The sequence below is a fragment of the Nonomuraea sp. 3-1Str genome (genome assembly GCF_031570565.1).
In the GTDB taxonomy this organism is placed as follows: domain Bacteria; phylum Actinomycetota; class Actinomycetes; order Streptosporangiales; family Streptosporangiaceae; genus Nonomuraea.
The window spans coordinates 1-19727 of the sequence record NZ_JALHBK010000030.1 but is presented as its reverse complement, the minus strand read 5'-3'; the positions used below and the strand labels follow the sequence as shown (position 1 = coordinate 19727).

Genomic DNA, 19727 nt, shown 5'->3' with positions numbered 1-19727 from the left:
GCATGATCCCCTCGTGGAAGGCACCCACGAGGGCCTGGTTCAGGGATAGATCTTCCTGTGCTCGGCCAGCATCGTGACGTACTGCTCGATGCGACGCGCCCGCGTCTCCGGCTTCTTGGCGTCCTGGACGCGATACAGCACCGCGAACCGGTTGCGGCTGTCCAGCGTCGCGAAGAACGCCTCCGCCGCGGGATTGGCCGCCAGGGCATGGGCGAGGTCTTCCGGCACGGTGGCGCCGCGCGATCCGTCATACGCGGCGTCCCAGCGGCCGTCCGCCTTCGCGCGCTCGATCTCGAGCAGGCCCGGCGGCTTCATCCGGCCCTGCTCGATCAGCCTGGCCACCTTGTCGCGGTTGACCTTCGACCACTTGCTCCTCGGCCTGCGCGGGGTGAAGCGCTGCAGCCAGTGCCCGTCGTCGAATCGGTCCTTCTGCCCGTCGATCCAGCCGTAGCAGAGGGCCACATCGAGCGCCTGGAGGTAGTCCAGCGCATCGACGCCCGCCACCTTCCTGGCGAGCTTGAGCCAGATTCCCGGCTGCGAGGCGTGGTGAGCGCTGAGCCATTCTTCGAACGCCTCAGCCGAGGGGAAAGAGAGGATTTCTCGGTCGCGATCCATCCGCAGCAGTCAACCATGTCGCACGCTCGTGCCGTATTCAGGGGCAGGTCGGTGCGCAGGAGATCGGTCGACTCCTTGCTGATACATGCCGAAATCGGGCTATAATCGCAGCATGGCGATTGATTCGGATGGCGGACGGTGTGTCAGCACGGACATCGCCGCCGGGATCTCCCCGGCGGCCGCGCTGTTCCACTCCCTGGCGGACGAGACCAGACTGCGGATCGTGCAGCGGCTGGCCCGCGGCGAGGCGCGCGTGGTCGACCTGACCACCCAGCTCGGCCTCGCGCAGTCCACCGTGTCCAAGCACCTGGCCTGTCTGCGCGACTGCGGGCTGATCGACTTCCGCGCCGAAGGACGCCAGTCGTTCTACTCCCTGACGCGCCCCGAACTGCTGGACATGCTGGCCTCGGCCGAGCTCCTGCTGTCCGCCACCGGGCACGCCGTGACGCTGTGCCCGGTCCGCGAAGTCTCCGACGACGGAAACGCCGAGCTGGCGGCCGGAGCGAAGCCGGTGTCATGAGCGCACTCGACCTGCCCGGCGTCGGTTCTGGCCCGGCCCGGCGTGACGCGCTGCGGCGCCGGATCCGGCTGCTGGTCGCGGCGACCATCACCTACAACGTGATCGAGGCCGTGGTGGCCATCACCGCCGGCACGATCGCCTCCTCCGCCGCGCTGATCGGCTTCGGACTCGACTCCGTCGTCGAGGTCGCCTCGGCCGCCGCCGTGGCCTGGCAGTTCTCCGCCGCCGACCACGAGCGCCGGGAGCGGGCGGCGTTGCGCGTCATCGCCCTCTCCTTCTTCGCCCTGGCCGCGTACGTGACCTTCGACGCCGTCCGCGCCCTGCTCGGCGCCGGCGAGGCCGAGCACTCCACGCCCGGCCTGATCCTGGCCGCGCTCTCCCTGGTGATCATGCCGTTCCTGTCGTACGCGCAGCGCCGCGCCGGCCGCGAGCTCGGCTCGGCCTCGGCGGTGGCCGACTCCAAGCAGACCCTGCTGTGCACGTACCTGTCCGGGGTGCTGCTGGCCGGACTGGCGCTCAACAGCCTCCTCGGCTGGAGCTGGGCCGATCCCATCGCCGCGCTGGTCATCGCCGCCGTCGCGGTGAAGGAGGGCCGCGAAGCCTGGCGCGGCGACGCCTGCTGCGCCGTCCCCGTACCCACCGGCGGCGCCCCGTCCGCTGACGCCGGCGAGCCCCGGACGTGCGGGGACGGCTGCTGCTCCCCCGCCGGGGAGAAAACTTGACGATCGGCCGCCCGATGCCCGACCCGGACTGGGCCTGGTCATGGTCCTCGGCTGTGGTTGGGGGTCGGCGGCTTCAGGCGTCGGGGATCCAGTTGCCGTGGAAGCCGAGCGGGACGCGCACGGGCAGGTGGACGCGGGCCACGGGCGGGCCCGTGAAGTCCTGGGCCGAAAGGATCACCAGGTCGGAGGCGCCCCGCTCGGGGTCGGCGACGTATGCCATCAGGTACCCGTCGTCCTCCTCGCCGCCGCCGGACGGGTCGGCGACGAACGCCGCCTCCCCGACGGCGGCGTCACGTGCGAAACCGTGCACCTCCGTCGTGCCACGTCGCAGGTCGTTCTTGACCAGGGCGTTGGCGAACGCCTCGTCGGGGTGCGGGCCGTCGGGTGTGAACGGCACGCCGTACACCGGGCTCACCGCGGAGTAGCCGTAGCGGTGCGGGCGCGAGGCGAACGCGTCGTTCACGCGGGGGAAGTCCTGTGCCCGGTCGTCGATGCGGCGCTGGTCCACCCTGCCGCTCGCCGGATCGATGGTCCAGCGGTCGAGCGTGGGCGAGATCGCGCCCGGGTCGGCGACGTCGACCGGCCCTTCGGACCTGATCAGGTCGACCGTGATCGTGGCGCCGTCGTCGTAGGCGTTGAGTACGTGGCTGACGTAGAAGGACTCGACCGGCAGCCAGCGGATGTCACCGCCCGCCCGGGGCAGCACGCCGACGCGCGCCTGGTGACCGGGATCCCACCGGAACAGCATCGCCGTCATGCTGAACGTCAGCGGGATGTCGAAGACGATGACGTAGCTCTCCGACAGGGCGAAGTCGTGCAGGAACGGGGTGTCACCGGACAGCGGGATGTCCGTCACACGGGTCACCGTGCCGGCGGGGTCGGTGACGATGTACTGCGCGAACGGCCGTCCGAGCGCATAGGCCAGGGAGTGCAGGTCGCCGGTGCGCGGATCCACCTTGGAGTGCGCGTTGGCGCTGGAGCCCTCGGGCGTGGCGGCCATCGGGCACGCGCCGATCGTGTCCAGCTCGTAGCCGAGCTCGTGAGGGAGCCCGCCGGCCTCGACGAGGGCGAGCGTGCGCCCGGCGTGGCCGAGCACGTGGACGTTCGGGGACGGTGGCAGGAACGCGGGCGGCTGCTCCCCGCGCCGCAGCCGGTCCAGGGCGTCGGCGACCTCCGTCGAGCGGACCCAGCGGTTGCGGTACCACTCGGCGCGGCCGTCCCGGATGCGGACGCCGTGCACCATGCCGGCTCCGAAGGCGTAGAAGTGGGTGGCGGGATCCTCCACGCCCAGCGGGTTGGGCCCCATCCGGAGGTAGCGGCCCTTCAGGTCCGCGGGCAGGCGGCCGGTCACGGGCAGGTCGTAGGCGGTGACCTCCTCCTTGACCGGGGCGAAGTGGCCTTCGACGTAGCGGTTGCGCCGGTCCGCGGCGGCGTTCTGCATGGCGTTCTCCTCGTTCGGTACGGTGTACGACCGGAACGGTACCCTGCGCACAGGGGGCGACCAGCGGTTCAGCGAGCCGCGATCGCTCATGTACTAGGGCACGATTCGGCGCTCTCACGGCCTCCACCAGGCAGGCGATGGCGTCCTTCGCGGGAGGCGGCCGTACCCTCTGTCCTAGGACAGCAGTCGCTTGCGGCGTGAGGAGACGATCGACCATGGACCGGTCCGGGGCCGCGCCGCCGTACCTGCGGATCGTCGGTGAGATCAAGCGGCGCGTCGAGGCCGGCGAGCTGCGGGCCGGCGACCGTGTTCCCTCCACCAGGCAGGTCGCCGAGCAGTGGGGAGTGGCCCCCGCGACCGCCGCCAAGGCGCTGAACACGCTGCGGCAGGAGGGAGTGGTGGTGGCCATTTCCCGCGTCGGCACCGTCGTGGCCGAGTCCGCGCCCCGCTCGTTCCCGCCACCCCGCGTGCCGGGCGCCCCGCGACGGAGGGAACGGCGGCAGCCCGCCCCTTCGGCCGCCCCCGACGGCAAGCGGGAGCGAATGGTCCGCACGGCGATCGCCATCGCCGACGCCCAGGGGTTCGACGCGGTGTCCATCCGCAGCGTCGCGGCCGCGCTCGGCATCCCCACCATGTCGCTGTACGGGCACGTGCGCGCCAAGGAGGAGCTGGCCGCGCTCATGGCCGACACCGCGTTCGGCGAGCTGGAGCTTCCGGCGATGCCGCCGGCGGGCTGGCGGGCGCGGCTGGAGCTCGCGGCCCGCCTGCAGTGGCGGCTCTACCTGCGGCATCCCTGGCTGCCCCGGCTCGTCTCGCTCACCCACCCCCAGCCCATGCCCAACATGCTCAGATACGGGGACTGGGGGATGGGCACCCTGCGGGAGCTGGCGATCGAGCCGGATGCCGGCAGGTTCGTGTGGTGGGCGGTGTGCAACTACGTCCGGGGCACGGCCACGAACCTGGAGCCGCAGGCCGAGTCGGAGCGGCACACGGGCCTGTCCACCGGGGACTGGTACTCCGCTCACCTGCCGAGGTTCCGCGCCGGCATGCCTTCCGGCGCCCTCCCCACGCGGCCGGCGTCCCCGGGTGATCAGTCGGCCTTCGACCTGACCGGGTTCTTCGAGAGCGGCCTGCAGCTCCTGCTCGACGGGGTCGCCGTGCTGATCGGCCGGCAGCGCCTGTCGTAGGGACGCGCCGCGCGTGCCCCCCACGCCGCCCTTCCTGAGGAACGTCTTCTGACGTGCGTCACCGCGTGGGGCCCGTGTCTCTCCCCCGCGCGCTCACCCTGCGCCCCACTCGGACAACACCAGGTCCACGAAGGCAGCGGGATGGTCCAGGTGGAGGAAGTGGCCGGCGTCCGGCCACACCACGGTCGTGGATCGGTGGTGCCCGGGCAGTCCCGCCTCCCACTGCGCCGCTTCCGGGACATTGTGGACGGCGAGCACCGGGCACGTCCGTCCGGCCAGGTACCGCTCGGATTCCCGGCGCACCCCGAACGCGCCCGGCAGGGTGTACATCCCGGCGTAGCACTCGGCCAGCACGTGACCGGGTGTGGCCAGCAGCCGCTCGGCGATCGGCGGGGGAAGCGGCCCGAGCTGCCGCGACGCCGCGGCCGCGCCGTCGGCGCGCAACGCCGCCAGCCGGCCGGGGATGAGCCGCTCCTCCGCCTCGTCCGCGCCGTAGGCGGGGGCGATGACCACCAGCGCGCTCACCAGCTCCGGATGCTCGACGGCCAGCGCGGTGACCACCTGGGCGCCCATGGAGTGCCCGATGGCCAGCACCGGCTCGTCCAGCAGCGGCAGCAGGTCACGGGCCAGGTCAACGGGCCGGTATCCGGTCGCCGGAGCCGGGGACCTGCCATGGCCGCGCAGGTCGGGGGCGATCACCCGGCGCTCGCCGAAGTCCAGCGCGTGCCACACCCGGTGATCACCGCCCCAGCCGTGCACCAGGAGCAGCGGAGGTCCTTCACGCCCCCGGGTCTCCGCGTACACGTTCACGCGTCGTACCGGATGTGCTCGAACCGCGCGGCACAGCCCTCGCCCGCCAGATCCTGCACCCAGAGACCGACGAACGCGCCGGTGAAGCCGAACGAGCGCACATGACCGTCGACGAACTCGTCGGCGTGCTCGTCCGAGAGGATCGTCGCGTCCAGCTCGGGGCCGTCGTTGAACCGCACGACCGGCCCGTCGAACTCCACCCGCAGCCTGACCTCGGGCCCCGCCGGCCCGAGCAGGTGCTCGGTGCGGGTGCCCCGGTCGCTGCTGGTCAGCACCAGGCCGTCGGTGGTCAGTGCGAGGTAGTGCCAGTTGCGTGAGTTGTAGTACGCGGTGATGCCCGCCGATTGATGGACGCTGCCCGGCTCGAACCGCATGACCGTCTCAAGGGAGCACCTGTGCGCCGTGACCGGGCGGGCGACCAGGCTCGGGCTGCGCAGGCCGTACGGGGACTGGCCGCCCTGAACGGTGAGGCCGCCGGGGCCGGCGACCAGCCAGTCCGGTGAGGCCGGCCGCCGCAGCGTGCTCCACTCCGGTCCGAGCCCGCCCGGGGAGCCCTCGGTCACCGGCCACGGATGGGCGGGCAGCGCGGGCGGGACCACCTCGACGGCGGGCACACCGCCCGCCACGCGCGGCCAGCCGTCCTCCCAGACCACGCGCTGCAGCGCGGTCTCACGGCCGAGCACGCACCTGCGGTTGTGGTACGGCCGGGCCATGAGGTGGGCGACGTACCACTCCCCCGTCTGCGTCCGCACCAGGCAGCCGTGCCCCGCCTTCTGCAGCTCCAGGCTCGGGTCGTGCCGTGAGGTGAGCATCGGCCCCGCCGGATCCTCCTCGTACGGCCCGGCGAGCGAGCGGGACCGCAGCACGGTGATCCCGTGCTCGAAACCGGTGCCTCCCTCGGCCACCATCAAGTAGTACCAGCCGTCGATCCGGTAGAGATGCGGGCCCTCGGTGACGTTGCGGTTGGGCAGGATCAGCTCGGGCTCGCCGCCGTCGAGGGGTTGCAGCTCGATCCCGGCGAACCCGCGTCCCGGCCGGGAGTCGAAGACCATGGTGAGCAGCCGGCTCCGGCCGTCCTCGTGGTAGAGGGCGGCGTCGAAGCCGCGGCCGGGCAGCCGTACCGGGTCCGACCACGGCCCCTCGATAGAAGGGGCGGTGATCAGGTAGTTGGCGATGTCCTTGTATCCGAGGGCGTAGTTGTCCATCACGCCGTAGACGAGGTGGAACAGCCCGTCGTGGTAGGTCAGGTCCGGCGCCCAGACGCCGCCGGAGTCGGGCACGCCGGACAGGTCGAGCTGCCCGCGCCCGGTCAGGATGCCGCCCAGCGGACGCCAGTTCACCAGGTCGCGCGAGTGGTGGACGCGTACGCCCGGGTACCACTCGAAGGTCGACGTGGCCAGGTAGTAGTCCTCCCCCACCCGGACGATCGACGGGTCGGGGTGGAAACCGGGCAGGACGGGATTGCGGATCATGCGAGCTCAGTTCTCCAGGTGGAGCACCACGGTGCTGAGTGGTCCTACCTCGATCGGGCGGCCGAGGGGAACGCGGCGGCCGGTGACGAGTTCACGGGCGTGGCCGGAGCCGGTCACGTGCATGGTGCGGGGGCGGTCTTCCGAGGTGTTCATGCCGATGAGGTACCGGCCGTAGGAGCATCGGTAGAACTGGGCCTTGCCGACGAAGAGCTTCTCGACGCCGGGGAAGTCCACGCCGAGCGCCGGGTCGGGCACATCGGCGGGGTGCGGGCCGACCTTGAGGACCTCGCCGGCGAAGCCCTGGTGCAGCTCGGGGCCGGGGGGCGGGAAGCCGCCGGGTGGGATGTGGGAGGCGGCGGGGTCGTTGATGGCGAAGTTGAAGCAGACCCAGTCGGCCTCGGTCCAGGTGTCGCCGGTGGGCGTGACCTGGCACTGCTGGCGGATGGTGGCGACCCGGTGGGTGTCCGGGGTGATGTGGTGGACGCGGGCCAGGTCGTTGACGGCCTGCCGGGCGCGCCAGTAGAGGGAGACGTAGAGGATCTCCGCGCCGTTCTTGATCGCGACGACGCCGTTCTCCTCGTCCGAGAAGACGAAGCCGGGGGCGTCCCAGTCCATGGGGAAGCGGGTACTGGCCGGGGGAAGCGCCTGGAAGCCGGGCCAGTCACGCTGGAGGAGGCGCAGGGCGTTCAGCCCGACGCGCGGCCAGGTGTTGGTGAGTAGCAGGCCGAGGTGGCCGAAGAGCTGGTTGTCGGCGACCATGCGCTGGGCGTGCCCGGCGATCGAGGGGTCGCCGAGCACGGCCGCGGCCATGACGGGATTGCCGTCCCAGGCCAGCCGCTGGGCGTAGACGACGTCGCCGGGATAGTGGTCGTCGCGCCAGCCGACGGCGGCCTCCATGCGCATGGTGCGGTAGCCGTCGTTGTCGACCTCGGGATAGCGGAAGACGGCCCGCGCGTTGATCATCTTGACCAGCTGGGCCGTCAGCTCCGGGTCCTCGACCCCGTCGAAGCGGGTGACGGCCTCGTGGAGCAGCACCAGCCAGTCGGTCACCTCACCGTAGTTGCCGACGTACCCCAGCTCCCTGGTCAGGCCCTTCCTGGTGACCTGGTAGAAGTGCTCGCCGAGGATCTTGCTGGGGTTGCCGGCGGCGTCCTCATGGCCGAGGAACGGCTTCAGGCCGACGGCCTGGTGGATGTAGTCGCGGGCCTTCTCCTCGGCGAGCGGCGCCTTCTCCGGATTTATCAGCATCAGGGCACGGTTGCAGCGGTAGATGCCGAGTGCGCAGATCTGCACCTGGTTGCTGTAGTGCGGCATGTGCTGACGCCAGTACGAGATGGACTCGGCCAGCATCCTGGTGTAAGCGTCCCGCCGTACCGGCAGGTCACCCTGGTCGGGCTGGGTGGCTCCGTCCAGCGGCGTGACCTCGACGTCGTCGAACCAGGCGGTGCCGCCGCCCTCGACCCGGAGGTCCAGCCGGAGCTCGACGGCGGTGGCCGGGGTGGTCAGCTCCGCGGTGATCCGCGTCCAGTCCTGGGTGCCGACGGGTGCGTAGAACTTGTTGTCGGTGCCGGCGACCTTTCCGGCGGCGTCGTAGAAGAGCACGTCGAGGTACGCGCCCGGGGCCACGACGTCCTGGGTCCTGACCCAGACGCTGTAGCGATGCCTGCCCTGGCCGACGAGGGTGCGGTTCTGCGCGGTGTTCCAGCCCGCGGCGGCGCCGGCGGCGGCCGTGACCTTGACCGAGCGGGAGCCGCCGCGCTTGACCGTGTCGTCCCAGAGCCAGGTGGCCGTGCCGCGCCAGATGGCGGTGTTCCAGGAGGCGGGGGCCGTGCCGCCGCGCTCGAAGCCCGGGTTGGGCGCGCCCACGGCCCGCCCGCCGACCGGGCGTTCCAGCCGGTCGCCCAGGACGTCACGGAGCAGCAGCAGCGCCACGCCGACCTTGGCGAAGCCCTCCCACTGCTGGTCGGAGCCGGTCAGCACGGTCGGGTCGGTGAGCCACTTGGTGTAGCGGGCGTCGACGGCGGCCAGCACCTGGTCGATCGCGTCCGGGTTCCGGTGGGCCGGGCTCTCGGGCCAGTGATAGCCCTCGGCCAGCCCCTGGAAGGCCCAGGAGTCGAGCGAGGCGGGGTTGCCGTCGAGCCAGTTGCGGTGCTCCGTCAGCACCCTCGCCTTGATCTGCTCCAGCACCTCGGGGCCGGGTGCGGGCCGGACGGGCGCGTTCGGCACGGGACCCTGGACGCCGTCGCCGGGGAAGTACGGCTCGGCATGGGTGTAGATCCGGTAGAAGGGCCGGCTGGGCTTGTCCATCGACCGGTAGAACTCGGCCGCGTTCTGCCCGTAGCCCCAGATTCGGCCCATCGACCTGATCTCCAGCGTGACCCGGTCGCGGTCGCGCGTCATCGCCTCCGGCAGCGGGAGCGTGTGGTAGTGGAAGCGGCCCGGCGCGTGGGCGTCCAGGCTGAGGATGTCCAGCGGGTCGACCGCGCCCAGGTGATAGTGGCCGACCTGCCTGCCCTCGCAGAAGAGCTGCAGCCGGGACTGGTCGGCCTCGCTCGCGGCGTGGTCGTCGCCCCAGAGCTTGATCGTGACGTACGTGGTGCCGCGTGGCGCGCACCTGACGGCGAAGGAGATCGTGCCGCCCCAGACCCCGGCGGGCTCCTGGGGGTGGAGCACGCGGGCGGACCGGCCGAGTCCGCCCGATACGACCTCCGAGCGGTCGGCGGTCACCGCGTGGGCGGCTTCGGATGCCTTGTCCCCGAAGACCACCACGTCCAGCGGCTCGTCACGGCGCGGCGCGGCGGCGGCGGCCTCGCCGTTCCATAACCAGGTGGCGGCGGCCAGCGCGCCGGAGGACGCCAGCACGGTTCTCCGGCTGAGGTGGGGTGCCATGGGTCACTGACCCTTCAGGTAGGCGTCGGCCTGCTTGGCCAGCTCCGCCTGGACCTTGGCCAGGCCGGCCCGGTCCAGGGCCTTCTTCAGCTTGTCCAGCCCCTGGTCGACATCGACGGCGCCGATGAACAGCGGGTTGGCGAACTGCGTCATGGCCGCGGTGATCTGGGTGTTCTCGCGCTTCACCGGCTCGGGGTCGGGGACGAAGCTGGCATACGGATCGACGGTGAAGTTGTCGATGTCCTGCGCCCAGTCGAACCAGGTCGTCTCGGACGCGGTCATGCCCTTGACCCGGCGCTCCAGCTTGGCCCGCCAGGAGAGCCCGAAGCCCGGGAACGTGTAGGTGGACAGCATCTCGTACTTGTCGTCCCCGATGGGGTTCCAGTCCTTGCCCTGGACGCCGTAGGTGATCAGGTCGTGGTTGTCCTTGATGGACAGCCAGTCCTCCAGTTGCATGGCCTTCTCGTTGTTCTGCCCCTTGGCGTTGAGCACGAGGAAGTTGTCGGCCTGGAAGGTCTGGTACGGCTTGGCGTCCTTGCCGCCCCTGAGCGGCATCACGTTGGCCAGCGTCGCCCCGGGGACGTTCTTGGCCAGCTCGGGGAGCAGCTGCGAGGTCAGGCCGTCGGTCATGGCCCAGGCGGTGGCGAAGCGGCCGGCCTTGAGCTGGGATTCGAGCGCCTTGGAGTCGAGGGTGAGCGCGTTCTTGTTGATCAGCCCGTCCTGGTAGTACTTGCGGACCAGGCGCAGCGCGTCGACCATGCCCGGCGCCTCCCAGAACGGCACCGGGTGGGACGAGCCGGTCTGCCTGCCGTCGGCGGCGAGGACGAAGGCGAGGGACTCGCCGGTGAAGGAGACGATGCTCGTTCGGGGGTTCTCCCACATGGACGGGTTGAGCCAGCCGACCGGGTTCCACGCGACGAGCAGCTTGGGCATGCGGGAGTTCACCCCGATGGGGATAATGTCCTTGTTCTTCTGCTTGACGGTGTACCAGAACCTCTCCAGTCCGGAGAAGTCCGTAATCTCGCTCATCCCGTACTTGTCGGCAAGATCCTGGCGGATGGCGAAGTGGTGGAAGCGAGCGACCGAGTTGATCTGCGGGAGGCCGTACAGCTTGCCGCCCCAGCGGTTCAGCTCGATGATCTTCGGGTCGATCGTGGCGGTCAGGTTGGGGTACTTGCCGCTGGACAGCAGGCCGCTCAGCTCGACGATCGAGCCGCTGGCCGCGAGCTGGGACATGTTGAGCCAGCGCGCCTGCAGCGCGGTGTCGAACCTCTCCCCCGCGGTGAACTTCAGCAGCGCCTGCTGACCGTAGTTGGCCCACGGGATGAACTGCGGCTTGACGGTGAAGCCCAGATCGGCCTGGAGCTTCTTGTTGACCTCGGCCAGGACGGCGTCCCAGCCGGCCGGCACGTCGCCGGGAAGCAGCAGGCTCAGCGCGAGCGCTCCGCCGCTCTGGGCGCCGCCGCCGGCCTGCGGCTTCTGGTCCGAGCAGGCGGCGAGGAGGGCGGCGAGGGACAGGCCGCCGCCGGTGGCCAGCAGGCGGCGCCGCGACATGATGGGGTGGGACACGGTTACTCCTGAGATGCGGGGAGCGGAATCAGCCCTTGGTGGCGCCGAGGGTGATGCCCTTCACGAAGTAGCGCTGGGCGAAGGGGTAGGCGAGCAGGATCGGGCCGATGGTGACGGCGGTGAGGGCCAGCCGGAGCTGGTAGACGGGGGTGGCCGCCTCGGCGAGCTGCGGCAGCATCTGCGTGAACGAGACGTTGGAGATGAGGTTCTGCAGCACGAGGGGGAGCGGGAACTTGTGCACGTCGTCGATGAACAGCAACGCCATGAACCAGTCGTTCCAGTAGTGCACGGCGTAGAAGAGGCCGATGACGGCCAGGATCGGCTTGGACAGGGGCAACGCGATCGTGAAGAAGATGCGCAGCTCCCCCGCGCCGTCGATCTTGGCCGACTCGAAGATCGACTCGGGGAGCTGGCGGAAGGCGTTGACCTGGACGAACACCAGGAACGGCATGACCAGCAGCGGCAGGATCACCGCGAAGTAGCTGTTCTGCAGCTTCAGGTACTGCGTGACCAGCAGGTAGAGGGGCACCAGGCCGCCGGAGAACAACATCGGCAGGTACGCGAAGACGGTCAGCGGCCGGCTGATGCCGGGCAACCGGCGGGCGATCACCCAGCTCAGCCCCGAGGTCACCGCCAGGGACAGGGCCGTCCCCACGACCGTGATGAAGACGCTGGCGACGTAGGCGTCCAGCACCGCCGGACCCGTGAAGATCATCTTGTAGGCGGTGAGGTCGAAGGCGGCGGGGAACAGGCTGTACCCGGTCGTGGCCAGCTGCGACTCGCTGGTGAACGAGCCCGAGATGATCATCCAGAACGGGATCGCGCAGGCGAACACGGCGAAGGCCACGCCGATGACGCTGACGACGGTGAACGGTTCCAGCTTCTTGGCGCTCATAGGATGCTGGTCTCCTTGGAGTACTTGCGCTGGATCAGCACCGCGATCACCACGAGGACGAAACCCACCACCGACTGGAACAGGCCGACCGCGGCGGTGGTGCCGAAGTCGCCGAGCTGGCGCAGGGCGCGGAAGACGTAGGTGTCGATGACGTCCGTGCTGTCGAACAGGGTGCCCTGGTCCCCGACGATCGCGTAGATGGTGCCGAAGTCGCCGTAGAAGATGCGGCCGACCCCCAGCACCAGCAGGACCGCCGTGGTGGGCTTCAGCAGCGGGAGGGTGATGCGCCAGGCCATCTGGGCCCGCGAGGCTCCGTCGATCATCCCGGCCTCGTAGACCTCCTCGGGGATGCCGGTGATCGCGGCCAGGAAGATGACGCTCAGGTAGCCGCCGAGCTGCCAGATCTTCACCACGGTGAGGATCCACGGCCACGGTCCCGGCTCCGTGTACCAGTCGACCGAGGGGAAGCCGAGGCCCCCGAGAGCGTCGTTGACGGCCCCGCCCCCGCCGGAGGTCCCGGCCAGCAGCACCTGCAGGATGATGCTGATCACGACCGGGGAGACGAAGTAGGGGAAGAAGACGACGGACTGGGAGACCCGCTTGAAGAAGGTGCTGCGGATCTCGTTCAGCATGATCGCCAGGATGATGCCGGCGGCCAGCGTCGCGGTCAGGAACAGGACGTTGAGGAAGAGGGTGTTGAACAGGATCCGCGCCGCGTCCCCGGACTCCAGGAAGTAGGCGAAGTTCTCCCAGCCGTTCCACGGGCTGTCGAAGATCCCCAGATTGACGTCGAACTGCTTGAACGCCACCACCAGACCGGCCATCGGCAGGTAGTTGAAGACCAGGAAGTAGACGACCGCCGGCAGCGCGAGCAGCCCGATGATCCCGTTGGTGCGGGCCGCTCCGAGCCGGACACGGCGCCTGCCCGGCGGCCCGGAAGGCGGTCTCGTCTGAGGCTCTGGCCTCGTCTGTAGCGTGCTCATCACCGAAGTCCCGTCGCGAGGCGGCAGCAGATGGTTTCGACGTTGATAGAAACCGGTAGCTGCGAACGCTACGTCCGAGCGGCGGGCACGTTCAAGGTTGCGTTACGGAGACGTTACACAACGACCTCGAATGACCTGAGCATCCTGGTACGGGGCTTGCTTGATCACTCACGGCCGACCGTTGACCACGTGCAGCCGTGCTCCTAGATTAGAAACCGGTCTCTATCCGAATGGAGGGCTTTCCCTGTGTCCCCACGCCCCAAGGCGCTGTTCGCCATGAGCGAGGAACATCTCGCCCTGCTCTTCCCCGCGCCCCTGCTGCGGCGGCTGGACACGCTGGCCGACATCGACGTCACCCTGGTGGCCGAGCGCTTCGACGATCCGCGCCTGCCGCTGGCCGACACCGAGGTCCTCCTCACCGGCTGGGGCTGCCCGCCGCTCGACGAGGCACTGCTGGCCGCCGCCCCGCGCCTGCGCGCCGTGCTGCACGCGGCCGGCTCGGTGAAGAGCCTGGTCACCCCTGCCTGCTGGGAACGCGGCCTGCTGGTCTCCTCGGCCGCCGCGGCCAACGCCGTCCCGGTGGCCGAGTACACCGTCGGCGCGATCCTGCTGGCCGGCAAGGGCGTCTTCGCCCTCAACGAGCGCTACCGGCGCGAACGCGCCTTCACCCTGGCCAAGATCGAGCAGGGCATCGGCAACAACGGCCGCCGGGTGGGCATCGTGGGCGCCTCCCGTATCGGCCGCAAGGTCCTCGAACTGCTGGCGCCGTACGACCTGGACCTGTGCCTGTACGACCCCTACACGCGGATTCCGGGCGTGCCGCAGGCGTCGCTGGAGGAGTTGCTGCGCCGCAGCGACATCGTCAGCCTGCATGCCCCCGCCACCCCCGAGACCTGGCACATGCTCGACCGCGAGCGGCTGGCGCTGATGCCGGACGGCGCGGTGCTCATCAACACCGCGCGCGGGTCGCTGGTCGACACCGACGCGCTGGTCACCGAGCTCAGGTCCAGGCGGCTGTCCGCGATGCTCGACGTCACCGAGCCGGAACCGCTGCCGTCCGACTCTCCCCTGTTCGACCTGCCCAACGCCTTCCTCACCCCGCACATCGCCGGCTCGCACGGCAACGAGCTGTCGCGGATGGGCGCCGCCGTCGTGGAGGAGCTGGAACGGCTGAGCGCCGGGCTGCCGCTGGCGCACCGGGTGAACCACGACGACCTGGACCGAGTGGCCTGATGGGACGGCGCGGCCTTCCGGATCGCCGGGGACCGCGGCTCCGTGTGGCGCGGGAGCGCGTCGTCCGCGACAATCGAGCTGCTTTGACGCGCCGTGTCCGCCGGTCTTCCCGTCCGCTGCCGAGACCGGCCCGGCCACGCTTCGCGTGGTGCTGCGTGAGCCGTGCTCAGCACCACCGCTTCGCCTGACGACTGAGGAAAGGTGCGCCTTGCCACGAAAGCCGGGAAATCCACAGCACGCCGCGCCCACGCCGCGGAAGGCTGCCGTGGACGACGACGAGCGCGCCACCATCCGTGACGTCGCCGCCCGGGCCGGGGTCTCCGCCTCCACCGTCTCCCGGGTGATCAAGGGCGACTACCCGGTCGCACAGGCGACGCGCACCCGCGTGCTCCGCGCCATGCGCGAGCTGGACTACGTCCTCAACGTGCACGCCCGCGCCCTGTCCGGAGCCAGCACCCAGATGGTCGCCTTCGTGCTCGACGACGTCACCGGCCCCTCCTTCGCCTACGTCGCCAAGGGCGTCGAGCAGCAGGCCACCGCCGAGGGCCGGCTGTGCATGGTCTGCACCACGCACGGCGATCCGGAGCGGGAGCTGCGGGTGGTGGAGGCCATGCGCGAGCAGCGCGCCGACGCGGTGATCCTGGTCGGCGGCGGCTCGGCCGACGACGCCTACCGCCGGCGCATGACGCACTTCGCGCACGCCCTGGACAAGGCCGGCTCCCGGCTCGTGCTCTGCGGTCGTCCGCCGCTCGGCGACGACGTGCCGACCACCGTGGTCGAGTACGACAACGAGGCCGGCGCCTACGCCATGACCAGCCACCTGCTCTCCCACGGCCACCGCCGGATCGTCTACCTCGGCGCCGCCACCGACGACGACCAGAACACCACCAAGATCATCCGCGTGCGGGGTTTCCGCCGCGCGCACGAGGACCACGGCGTGCCCCACGACCCGGACCTCGTCCTGCCCTGCTCCTTCTCCCGCAGCGCCGGCTACGAGGCCACCAGACGCCTGCTGGCGGCCGGGACCGAGTTCACCGCGATCTTCGCGGGTACCGACATGGTGGCCGCCGGGGTGCTGGCCGCACTGCGCGAGGCGGGTGTGCGGGTGCCCGAGGACGTGTCGGTCGCGGGCTACGACGACATCCCGCTCGCCGCCGACCTGGTGCCCGGACTCACCACGGTGCACATCCCCACCGAGGAGCTGGGCCGCACGGCCGTACGGCTGGCACTGGACCTCAGCCAGCCGCAGCATGTCGTCCTGGGCACGCACATCGTGGTCCGCGGCTCGGTCGGCAGGAGGGCCGTCACGCCTCACTAGGCTCCGGCGCGGCCTGACCATGAGCACGGCGTCGGCGTCCCGGCGAGGACCAGGCTCCCGCTCTCGCGTGGCAGACGGAAGGTGCCCGGCGGGTCAGGCGGCGGCGGTCAGGCGGGCCTCGGTCGTCTGCGTCAGCACGGCGCGTGCCACCGCGTCCGCCTGGCGCAGCATGGCGGCGTCGTCTCCCGGGCGGGCGAACCCGGCGGCGCCTCCCGCCGTCCACGGCCCCAGGGCGAAACGGCGGGGATGGACGTCGCCCGCCCGGCCGATCACCCGGCGGTCCGTCAGGCGCACGTCCAGCCGTCCCCAGGTGTCCCGGCACTCGCCCCGGGCGTACAGACCGGCGATCAGCGGGTCGGCGGCGCGGCTCACGTCCGGCTCGGGCAGCCGCGCCTCGACCAGGACCCGCGCGCTCACCGAGCCCGGCACGGCGGTGCCGGACGCGCGCCAGCCGGCGAGCCGCTCGTCCTGCTCCACGCGGAGGCCACCGCCGAGGAATTTGACGACCCCCGCCCTGGCCAGCGCCCGCAGCTCGGCCAGCCGGGACACGGGGGGACCGCCGGTCAGGAAGCGGAACAGCCGCTCGAACCACGGATCGGGCGCCCTGTCCGCCAGGACGGCGCGGGCGGAGAGGAGGCCGTGGATCATGGCCAGGTCCGCGCTGTTCGCCGGGTCCGACCGCCGCTCCAGTCCGGCGGCCAGGTAGCCGTGCATCCAGCGTTGCAGCCCGGCCAGGTCGCCGAAGCGCATGCCGTGCAGCGGCCGTTCCAGCCGGTCCAGGTTCAGCCGGTCCGCGACGCGGGACACGGACCTGGTGACCAGCGCCCGCATCTCCTTGCCGCCCCACTCGGCCCGTTCGAAGACGGCCTCGAAGGCGTCCCAGCCCATCCGGGTCCGCCCCGGGTGCGCGGTGAACAGCTCGTGGTAGTACGTGTACGCCAGCTCCTTGGCGACGGCCTGCCGCAGCTCCTCCACTGGGGTGGCGGAGGTGAGGAACCTGGGCAGGACGGGCGGCGGACCGGTGCGCAGGCGGCCTGGGGCGGCCTGGTAGGGCACGCCGCGCCGCGAGCCCACGTACAGCAGCGGCTCGGCGCCGCCGGGCAGGTAGACGAGCTCGCCCCCGCGCCCGCTCGTGAACCGGCCGCCCCGCTGCGAGGTGAGCAGCGCCACGAGCCCCGCGAACGCCTGCCCGGCGCCGCGCACCAGCACCGGCTCGCCCGCCGGGAGCTGCTCCGGACCAGGGCCGGCCGCGTCCCCCGAGGGCAGGTACAGGAGCCCGTGGCGGGCGGCGAGGGCGGCCTGCCCGGCCTCGTCCGGCGACGGCCGCACGCCGTGATGTCCCTGCGCCAGGATGACCGCGTCGGCGTCCAGCCGGGGCCCGCCGGACAGCTCCACCCGCTCCCGGCCCGCGGCTCCGGGGAGCCCGACCGCCCGGTCCCGGTGCAGGTGCACCCGGACGCCGCGCGGCGCCCCGCGCACGGCCCGCTCGAACGCGTCCGTGGAGACGGTCACGTCGCCGGCCGCCGGGGTGGCGAGGAGCCGCTCCGGCTCTCCGGCGCTCCACACGCGGCCCGCGCCGTGCGGGTACGGGTCCACCACGTGCACGTCCAGGCCGCCGTCGCCGATCAGGTCCGGGGCGTTGGCGCAGATCCGTTCGAGCACGCACGTGCCCGCGGGCCCGGCGCCGACCACCACGACCGCGGCCGGCCGCGGCCTCCCCCGTTCCGCGTAGCCCTGTTTCATGATCATGAAACTACGCGGACCGCAGCGGATTGTCAACATTTCCTACTTGATATGCATGTTTTCGGTCAGAGCCGCTCCCCCTCGGTGTCGAGGCGGGTGAAGGTGGCGGCCCGGACGGCCGCGCGGGCGGCGAGGACGTGCCCGTTGCACACCTTGGTCTCCGTCCCGGACGAGTCGGTCACCTTCCAGGTCACCGGCTCAGGGCATGGCCGACCGGCCCGATCGTCGTTCCAGGTACGGCGGCACACCCGGCAGGTGGTGACGCCCGCGCCGGCGGAGAGGGTGTTGCCGTGCTCGGGGCAGACGCCCCACGGGATGCCGCAGGGCTGCTCCGGCTGGGACCGCAGCCTGGCCAGGTCTCCGGCCGCGCGCTGAAGGTCCTCGCCGCCCCTTGCCAGCCAGTCCGCGGCGTGCCTCGCCGCCCGGAGCCGGTCACTTTCGGGTGAGCCGGCGGGTTCGCTGTCGCACAGCGACCGGACCTCGGCGGCGAGGGCCTCGGCGCGGCTCGCGAGATCGCGCAGTTGCGCGGGTGTGACGGTCAAGATGCCTCTCATCTCATCAAGACCGCCGTGGTGGCGGCCGGGAGGTGGTTGCGATGCTGCGTGCGGTGACCGCGGCGCCCCGTGGCCGCGTGACGACGCGGTGGTTCGACGTCTCCCCACCCTCATGATGCCTCCGCGCCGGCTGCGGCGCGCCGCCGTGGCGGGTCAGACGGCGCGGCCCTCCCAGGCCCAGGCGGCGATCTCGACCCGGTTGCGGGCGCCGAGCTTGGCCTGGACCCCGGCGATGTGGCCCTTGACCGTGCTCAGCGAGATCGACAGCTCGGCGGCGATCTCCTGGTTGGTGCGTCCCCGGGCGACGGCCCGTACGACCTCGGCCTCACGCTCCGACAACGGCCGCGAGGGCGGGCGGGCGGCGCTCCGGGCGTCCGCGAGGCGGCGCAGCAGCCGCAGGGTGAGCGACGGCGAGATCAGCGCGTCACCGGCGTGCGCGGCCCGGACGGCCTCCACGAGCAGGGCGGGGCCGGCGTCCTTCAGCACGAACCCGGCCGCGCCGCCGCGCAGCGCGCCCTGGACGTACGCGTCGAGATCGAACGTGGTGACCACGACCACCCGCAGCGGGTCCGCCACACCGGGGCCCGCCAGGGCGCGGGTCACCGCGACGCCGTCGAGGCGGGGCATCTGGACGTCCACGAGGCACACGTCCGGGCGCAGCTCGCGGGCCAGCGCGACGGCCCGCTCGCCGTCGGCGGCCTCGGCGACCACGCTGATGCCGGGCTCGTCCTCCAGGATGATCCGCAGGCTGGCGCGGACCATCGCCTGGTCGTCGGCCAGCAGCACCCTGATGGTCATCCGCGCTCCCGGGGAGGGAGGGGCAGCGTGGCCCGCACGGCCCAGCCGGCGGCGTCCGGGCGCGGGCCCGCGGTGAACGCGCCGCCGAGGGCGTCGAGACGCTCCCGCATCCCGGCCAGGCCGTACCCGCCGCGGTGCGGGAAACGGGCCGGTGCGGGCGGGGCGTCGTCGGTGACCTCGACCGTGAGGGTGCCCTGGACCTGGGTGACGCCGACCGTCACGGTGCGGGCGTGGGAGGCGTGGCGGGAGACGTTCGTCAGGGACTCCTGCACGATCCGGTAGACGGTACGGGCCACCTCGGGCGGCCACACCGGCTCCTCCTCGGCCAGGGTCAGGCGCACCGGGGGACCGGCGAACCGCTCCACCAGCTCCCCCAGCCGCGCGGGCGGGTCCGGAGGAGGCGCGTCGTCGCGCAGCAGCCCGACGGCGCGGCGCGCCCCCGCCAGCGCGTCGGAGCCGGCGGCCTCGATGTCGGCCAGGCAGTCCTCCACCCTCTCCGGGTGCCTGCGGGCGACGACCCGGGCGGCCTGCGTCTGGAGCACCACGCTCGTGACATGGTGGGCGACCACGTCGTGCAGCTCCCGGGCCAGCCGCAGCCGCTCGTCCCGGCGTACCCGCTCGACCGCGGCCTGACGGCGGGCGTGCAGCAGGCGCGCCCCGAGGCCGAGGCCGACGGCGGCGAGCCACGTCGCGCCGTTGAGCACGGCCACGGTGGGGCGCCCGGAGAAGGAGGCCAGCGCGCCCGTGGCCACCGCCAGCCCGCCCGCCGCGACGGCCCCCGCCTGCCGCCACGGCAGCGCCCGTACGGCGGAGCCAGATCGGAAGAGCGGCGTGGAGGGCAAGAGTGGTTAGCGCGGTATAGGCCCTGGTGGCACCCGTCGCATAAACAGTCAAATAAACAATGGTTCAACTGCAACGGCACCTGGAATTACACATCGAATTATACTAGGACGTACACCAGCAATTCTAGAAAGGACG

At 71.6% G+C, this 19727-nt stretch carries 17 protein-coding genes; 5 read left to right on the top strand and 12 right to left on the bottom strand.

All coding sequences use genetic code 11. The features are described from left to right. Positions 1-39: 39 nt before the first annotated feature. Complete coding sequence (locus MTP10_RS34125; protein WP_310714834.1) at positions 40-615, bottom strand: YdeI/OmpD-associated family protein; 576 nt, start codon at positions 613-615, stop codon at positions 40-42. Positions 616-727: 112 nt separating this feature from the next. Between MTP10_RS34125 and MTP10_RS34120 the strand changes: the two genes are divergently transcribed. After that, positions 728-1135 carry a metalloregulator ArsR/SmtB family transcription factor gene (locus tag MTP10_RS34120; protein ID WP_310714832.1) on the top strand — a complete coding sequence of 136 codons (408 nt, stop codon included), beginning with the start codon at positions 728-730 and terminating at the stop codon, positions 1133-1135. Continuing rightward, complete coding sequence (locus tag MTP10_RS34115) at positions 1132-1857, top strand: cation transporter (protein ID WP_310714831.1); 726 nt, start codon at positions 1132-1134, stop codon at positions 1855-1857. The genes MTP10_RS34120 and MTP10_RS34115 overlap by 4 nt, the downstream gene beginning before the upstream one ends. A gap of 73 nt (positions 1858-1930) precedes the next feature. On the opposite strand, the gene MTP10_RS34110 is transcribed toward MTP10_RS34115, so the two are convergent. Further along, on the bottom strand, positions 1931-3298 hold the full coding sequence (locus MTP10_RS34110; RefSeq protein WP_310714829.1) for a carotenoid oxygenase family protein: 1368 nt from the start codon (positions 3296-3298) through the stop codon (positions 1931-1933). Between the two features lie 215 nt (positions 3299-3513). On the opposite strand from MTP10_RS34110, the gene MTP10_RS34105 reads away from it, so the two are divergent. Then, positions 3514-4485 (top strand): GntR family transcriptional regulator, encoded by a 972-nt coding sequence (locus MTP10_RS34105; RefSeq protein ID WP_310714827.1) that lies wholly within the window; start codon positions 3514-3516, stop codon positions 4483-4485. Between the two features lie 93 nt (positions 4486-4578). Here the strand turns inward: MTP10_RS34105 and MTP10_RS34100 are convergent, their stop codons facing one another. Genes MTP10_RS34100 through MTP10_RS34075 form a run of 6 tightly spaced genes read right to left on the bottom strand, consistent with a single transcriptional unit; the run spans position 4579 to position 13103 of the window. Beyond that, entirely contained in the window at positions 4579-5295 is a 717-nt protein-coding gene (locus MTP10_RS34100; protein WP_310714824.1) for an alpha/beta hydrolase, read from the bottom strand. Next, positions 5292-6767 (bottom strand): glycoside hydrolase family 43 protein, encoded by a 1476-nt coding sequence (locus tag MTP10_RS34095; RefSeq protein WP_310714822.1) that lies wholly within the window; start codon positions 6765-6767, stop codon positions 5292-5294. The genes MTP10_RS34100 and MTP10_RS34095 overlap by 4 nt, the downstream gene beginning before the upstream one ends. A gap of 6 nt (positions 6768-6773) precedes the next feature. Continuing rightward, on the bottom strand, positions 6774-9656 hold the full coding sequence (locus MTP10_RS34090) for a hypothetical protein (RefSeq protein WP_310714819.1): 2883 nt from the start codon (positions 9654-9656) through the stop codon (positions 6774-6776). A 3-nt stretch (positions 9657-9659) separates the two neighbouring features. After that, positions 9660-11225 (bottom strand): DUF3502 domain-containing protein, encoded by a 1566-nt coding sequence (locus MTP10_RS34085; RefSeq protein WP_310714818.1) that lies wholly within the window; start codon positions 11223-11225, stop codon positions 9660-9662. Between the two features lie 28 nt (positions 11226-11253). After that, complete coding sequence (locus tag MTP10_RS34080) at positions 11254-12120, bottom strand: carbohydrate ABC transporter permease (RefSeq protein ID WP_310714815.1); 867 nt, start codon at positions 12118-12120, stop codon at positions 11254-11256. Next, on the bottom strand, positions 12117-13103 hold the full coding sequence (locus MTP10_RS34075; RefSeq protein ID WP_310714813.1) for an ABC transporter permease subunit: 987 nt from the start codon (positions 13101-13103) through the stop codon (positions 12117-12119). Before MTP10_RS34075 ends, MTP10_RS34080 begins: the two co-directional genes overlap by 4 nt. A gap of 246 nt (positions 13104-13349) precedes the next feature. On the opposite strand from MTP10_RS34075, the gene MTP10_RS34070 reads away from it, so the two are divergent. Further along, positions 13350-14336 (top strand): hydroxyacid dehydrogenase, encoded by a 987-nt coding sequence (locus MTP10_RS34070; protein ID WP_310714811.1) that lies wholly within the window; start codon positions 13350-13352, stop codon positions 14334-14336. A gap of 265 nt (positions 14337-14601) precedes the next feature. Continuing rightward, on the top strand, positions 14602-15654 hold the full coding sequence (locus tag MTP10_RS34065) for a LacI family DNA-binding transcriptional regulator (protein WP_310714809.1): 1053 nt from the start codon (positions 14602-14604) through the stop codon (positions 15652-15654). A 93-nt stretch (positions 15655-15747) separates the two neighbouring features. On the opposite strand, the gene MTP10_RS34060 is transcribed toward MTP10_RS34065, so the two are convergent. The 4 genes from MTP10_RS34060 to MTP10_RS34045 all read right to left on the bottom strand — a co-directional run bounded on the left by MTP10_RS34060 (position 15748) and on the right by MTP10_RS34045 (position 19591). Further along, positions 15748-17397, bottom strand: a complete 1650-nt coding sequence (locus MTP10_RS34060; RefSeq protein WP_310714807.1) for an FAD/NAD(P)-binding protein — start codon at positions 17395-17397, stop codon at positions 15748-15750. 65 nt (positions 17398-17462) lie between these two features. Next, positions 17463-17939: a hypothetical protein gene (locus MTP10_RS34055; protein ID WP_310714806.1), complete on the bottom strand. Its 477-nt coding sequence runs from the start codon at positions 17937-17939 to the stop codon at positions 17463-17465. Positions 17940-18104: 165 nt separating this feature from the next. Next, the gene (locus MTP10_RS34050; protein WP_310714804.1) at positions 18105-18749 is read right to left on the bottom strand and encodes a response regulator transcription factor; all 645 of its coding nucleotides are present in this window, start codon (positions 18747-18749) and stop codon (positions 18105-18107) included. After that, complete coding sequence (locus tag MTP10_RS34045) at positions 18746-19591, bottom strand: sensor histidine kinase (protein ID WP_310714802.1); 846 nt, start codon at positions 19589-19591, stop codon at positions 18746-18748. Before MTP10_RS34045 ends, MTP10_RS34050 begins: the two co-directional genes overlap by 4 nt. Between the last annotated feature and the right edge of the window lie 136 nt (positions 19592-19727).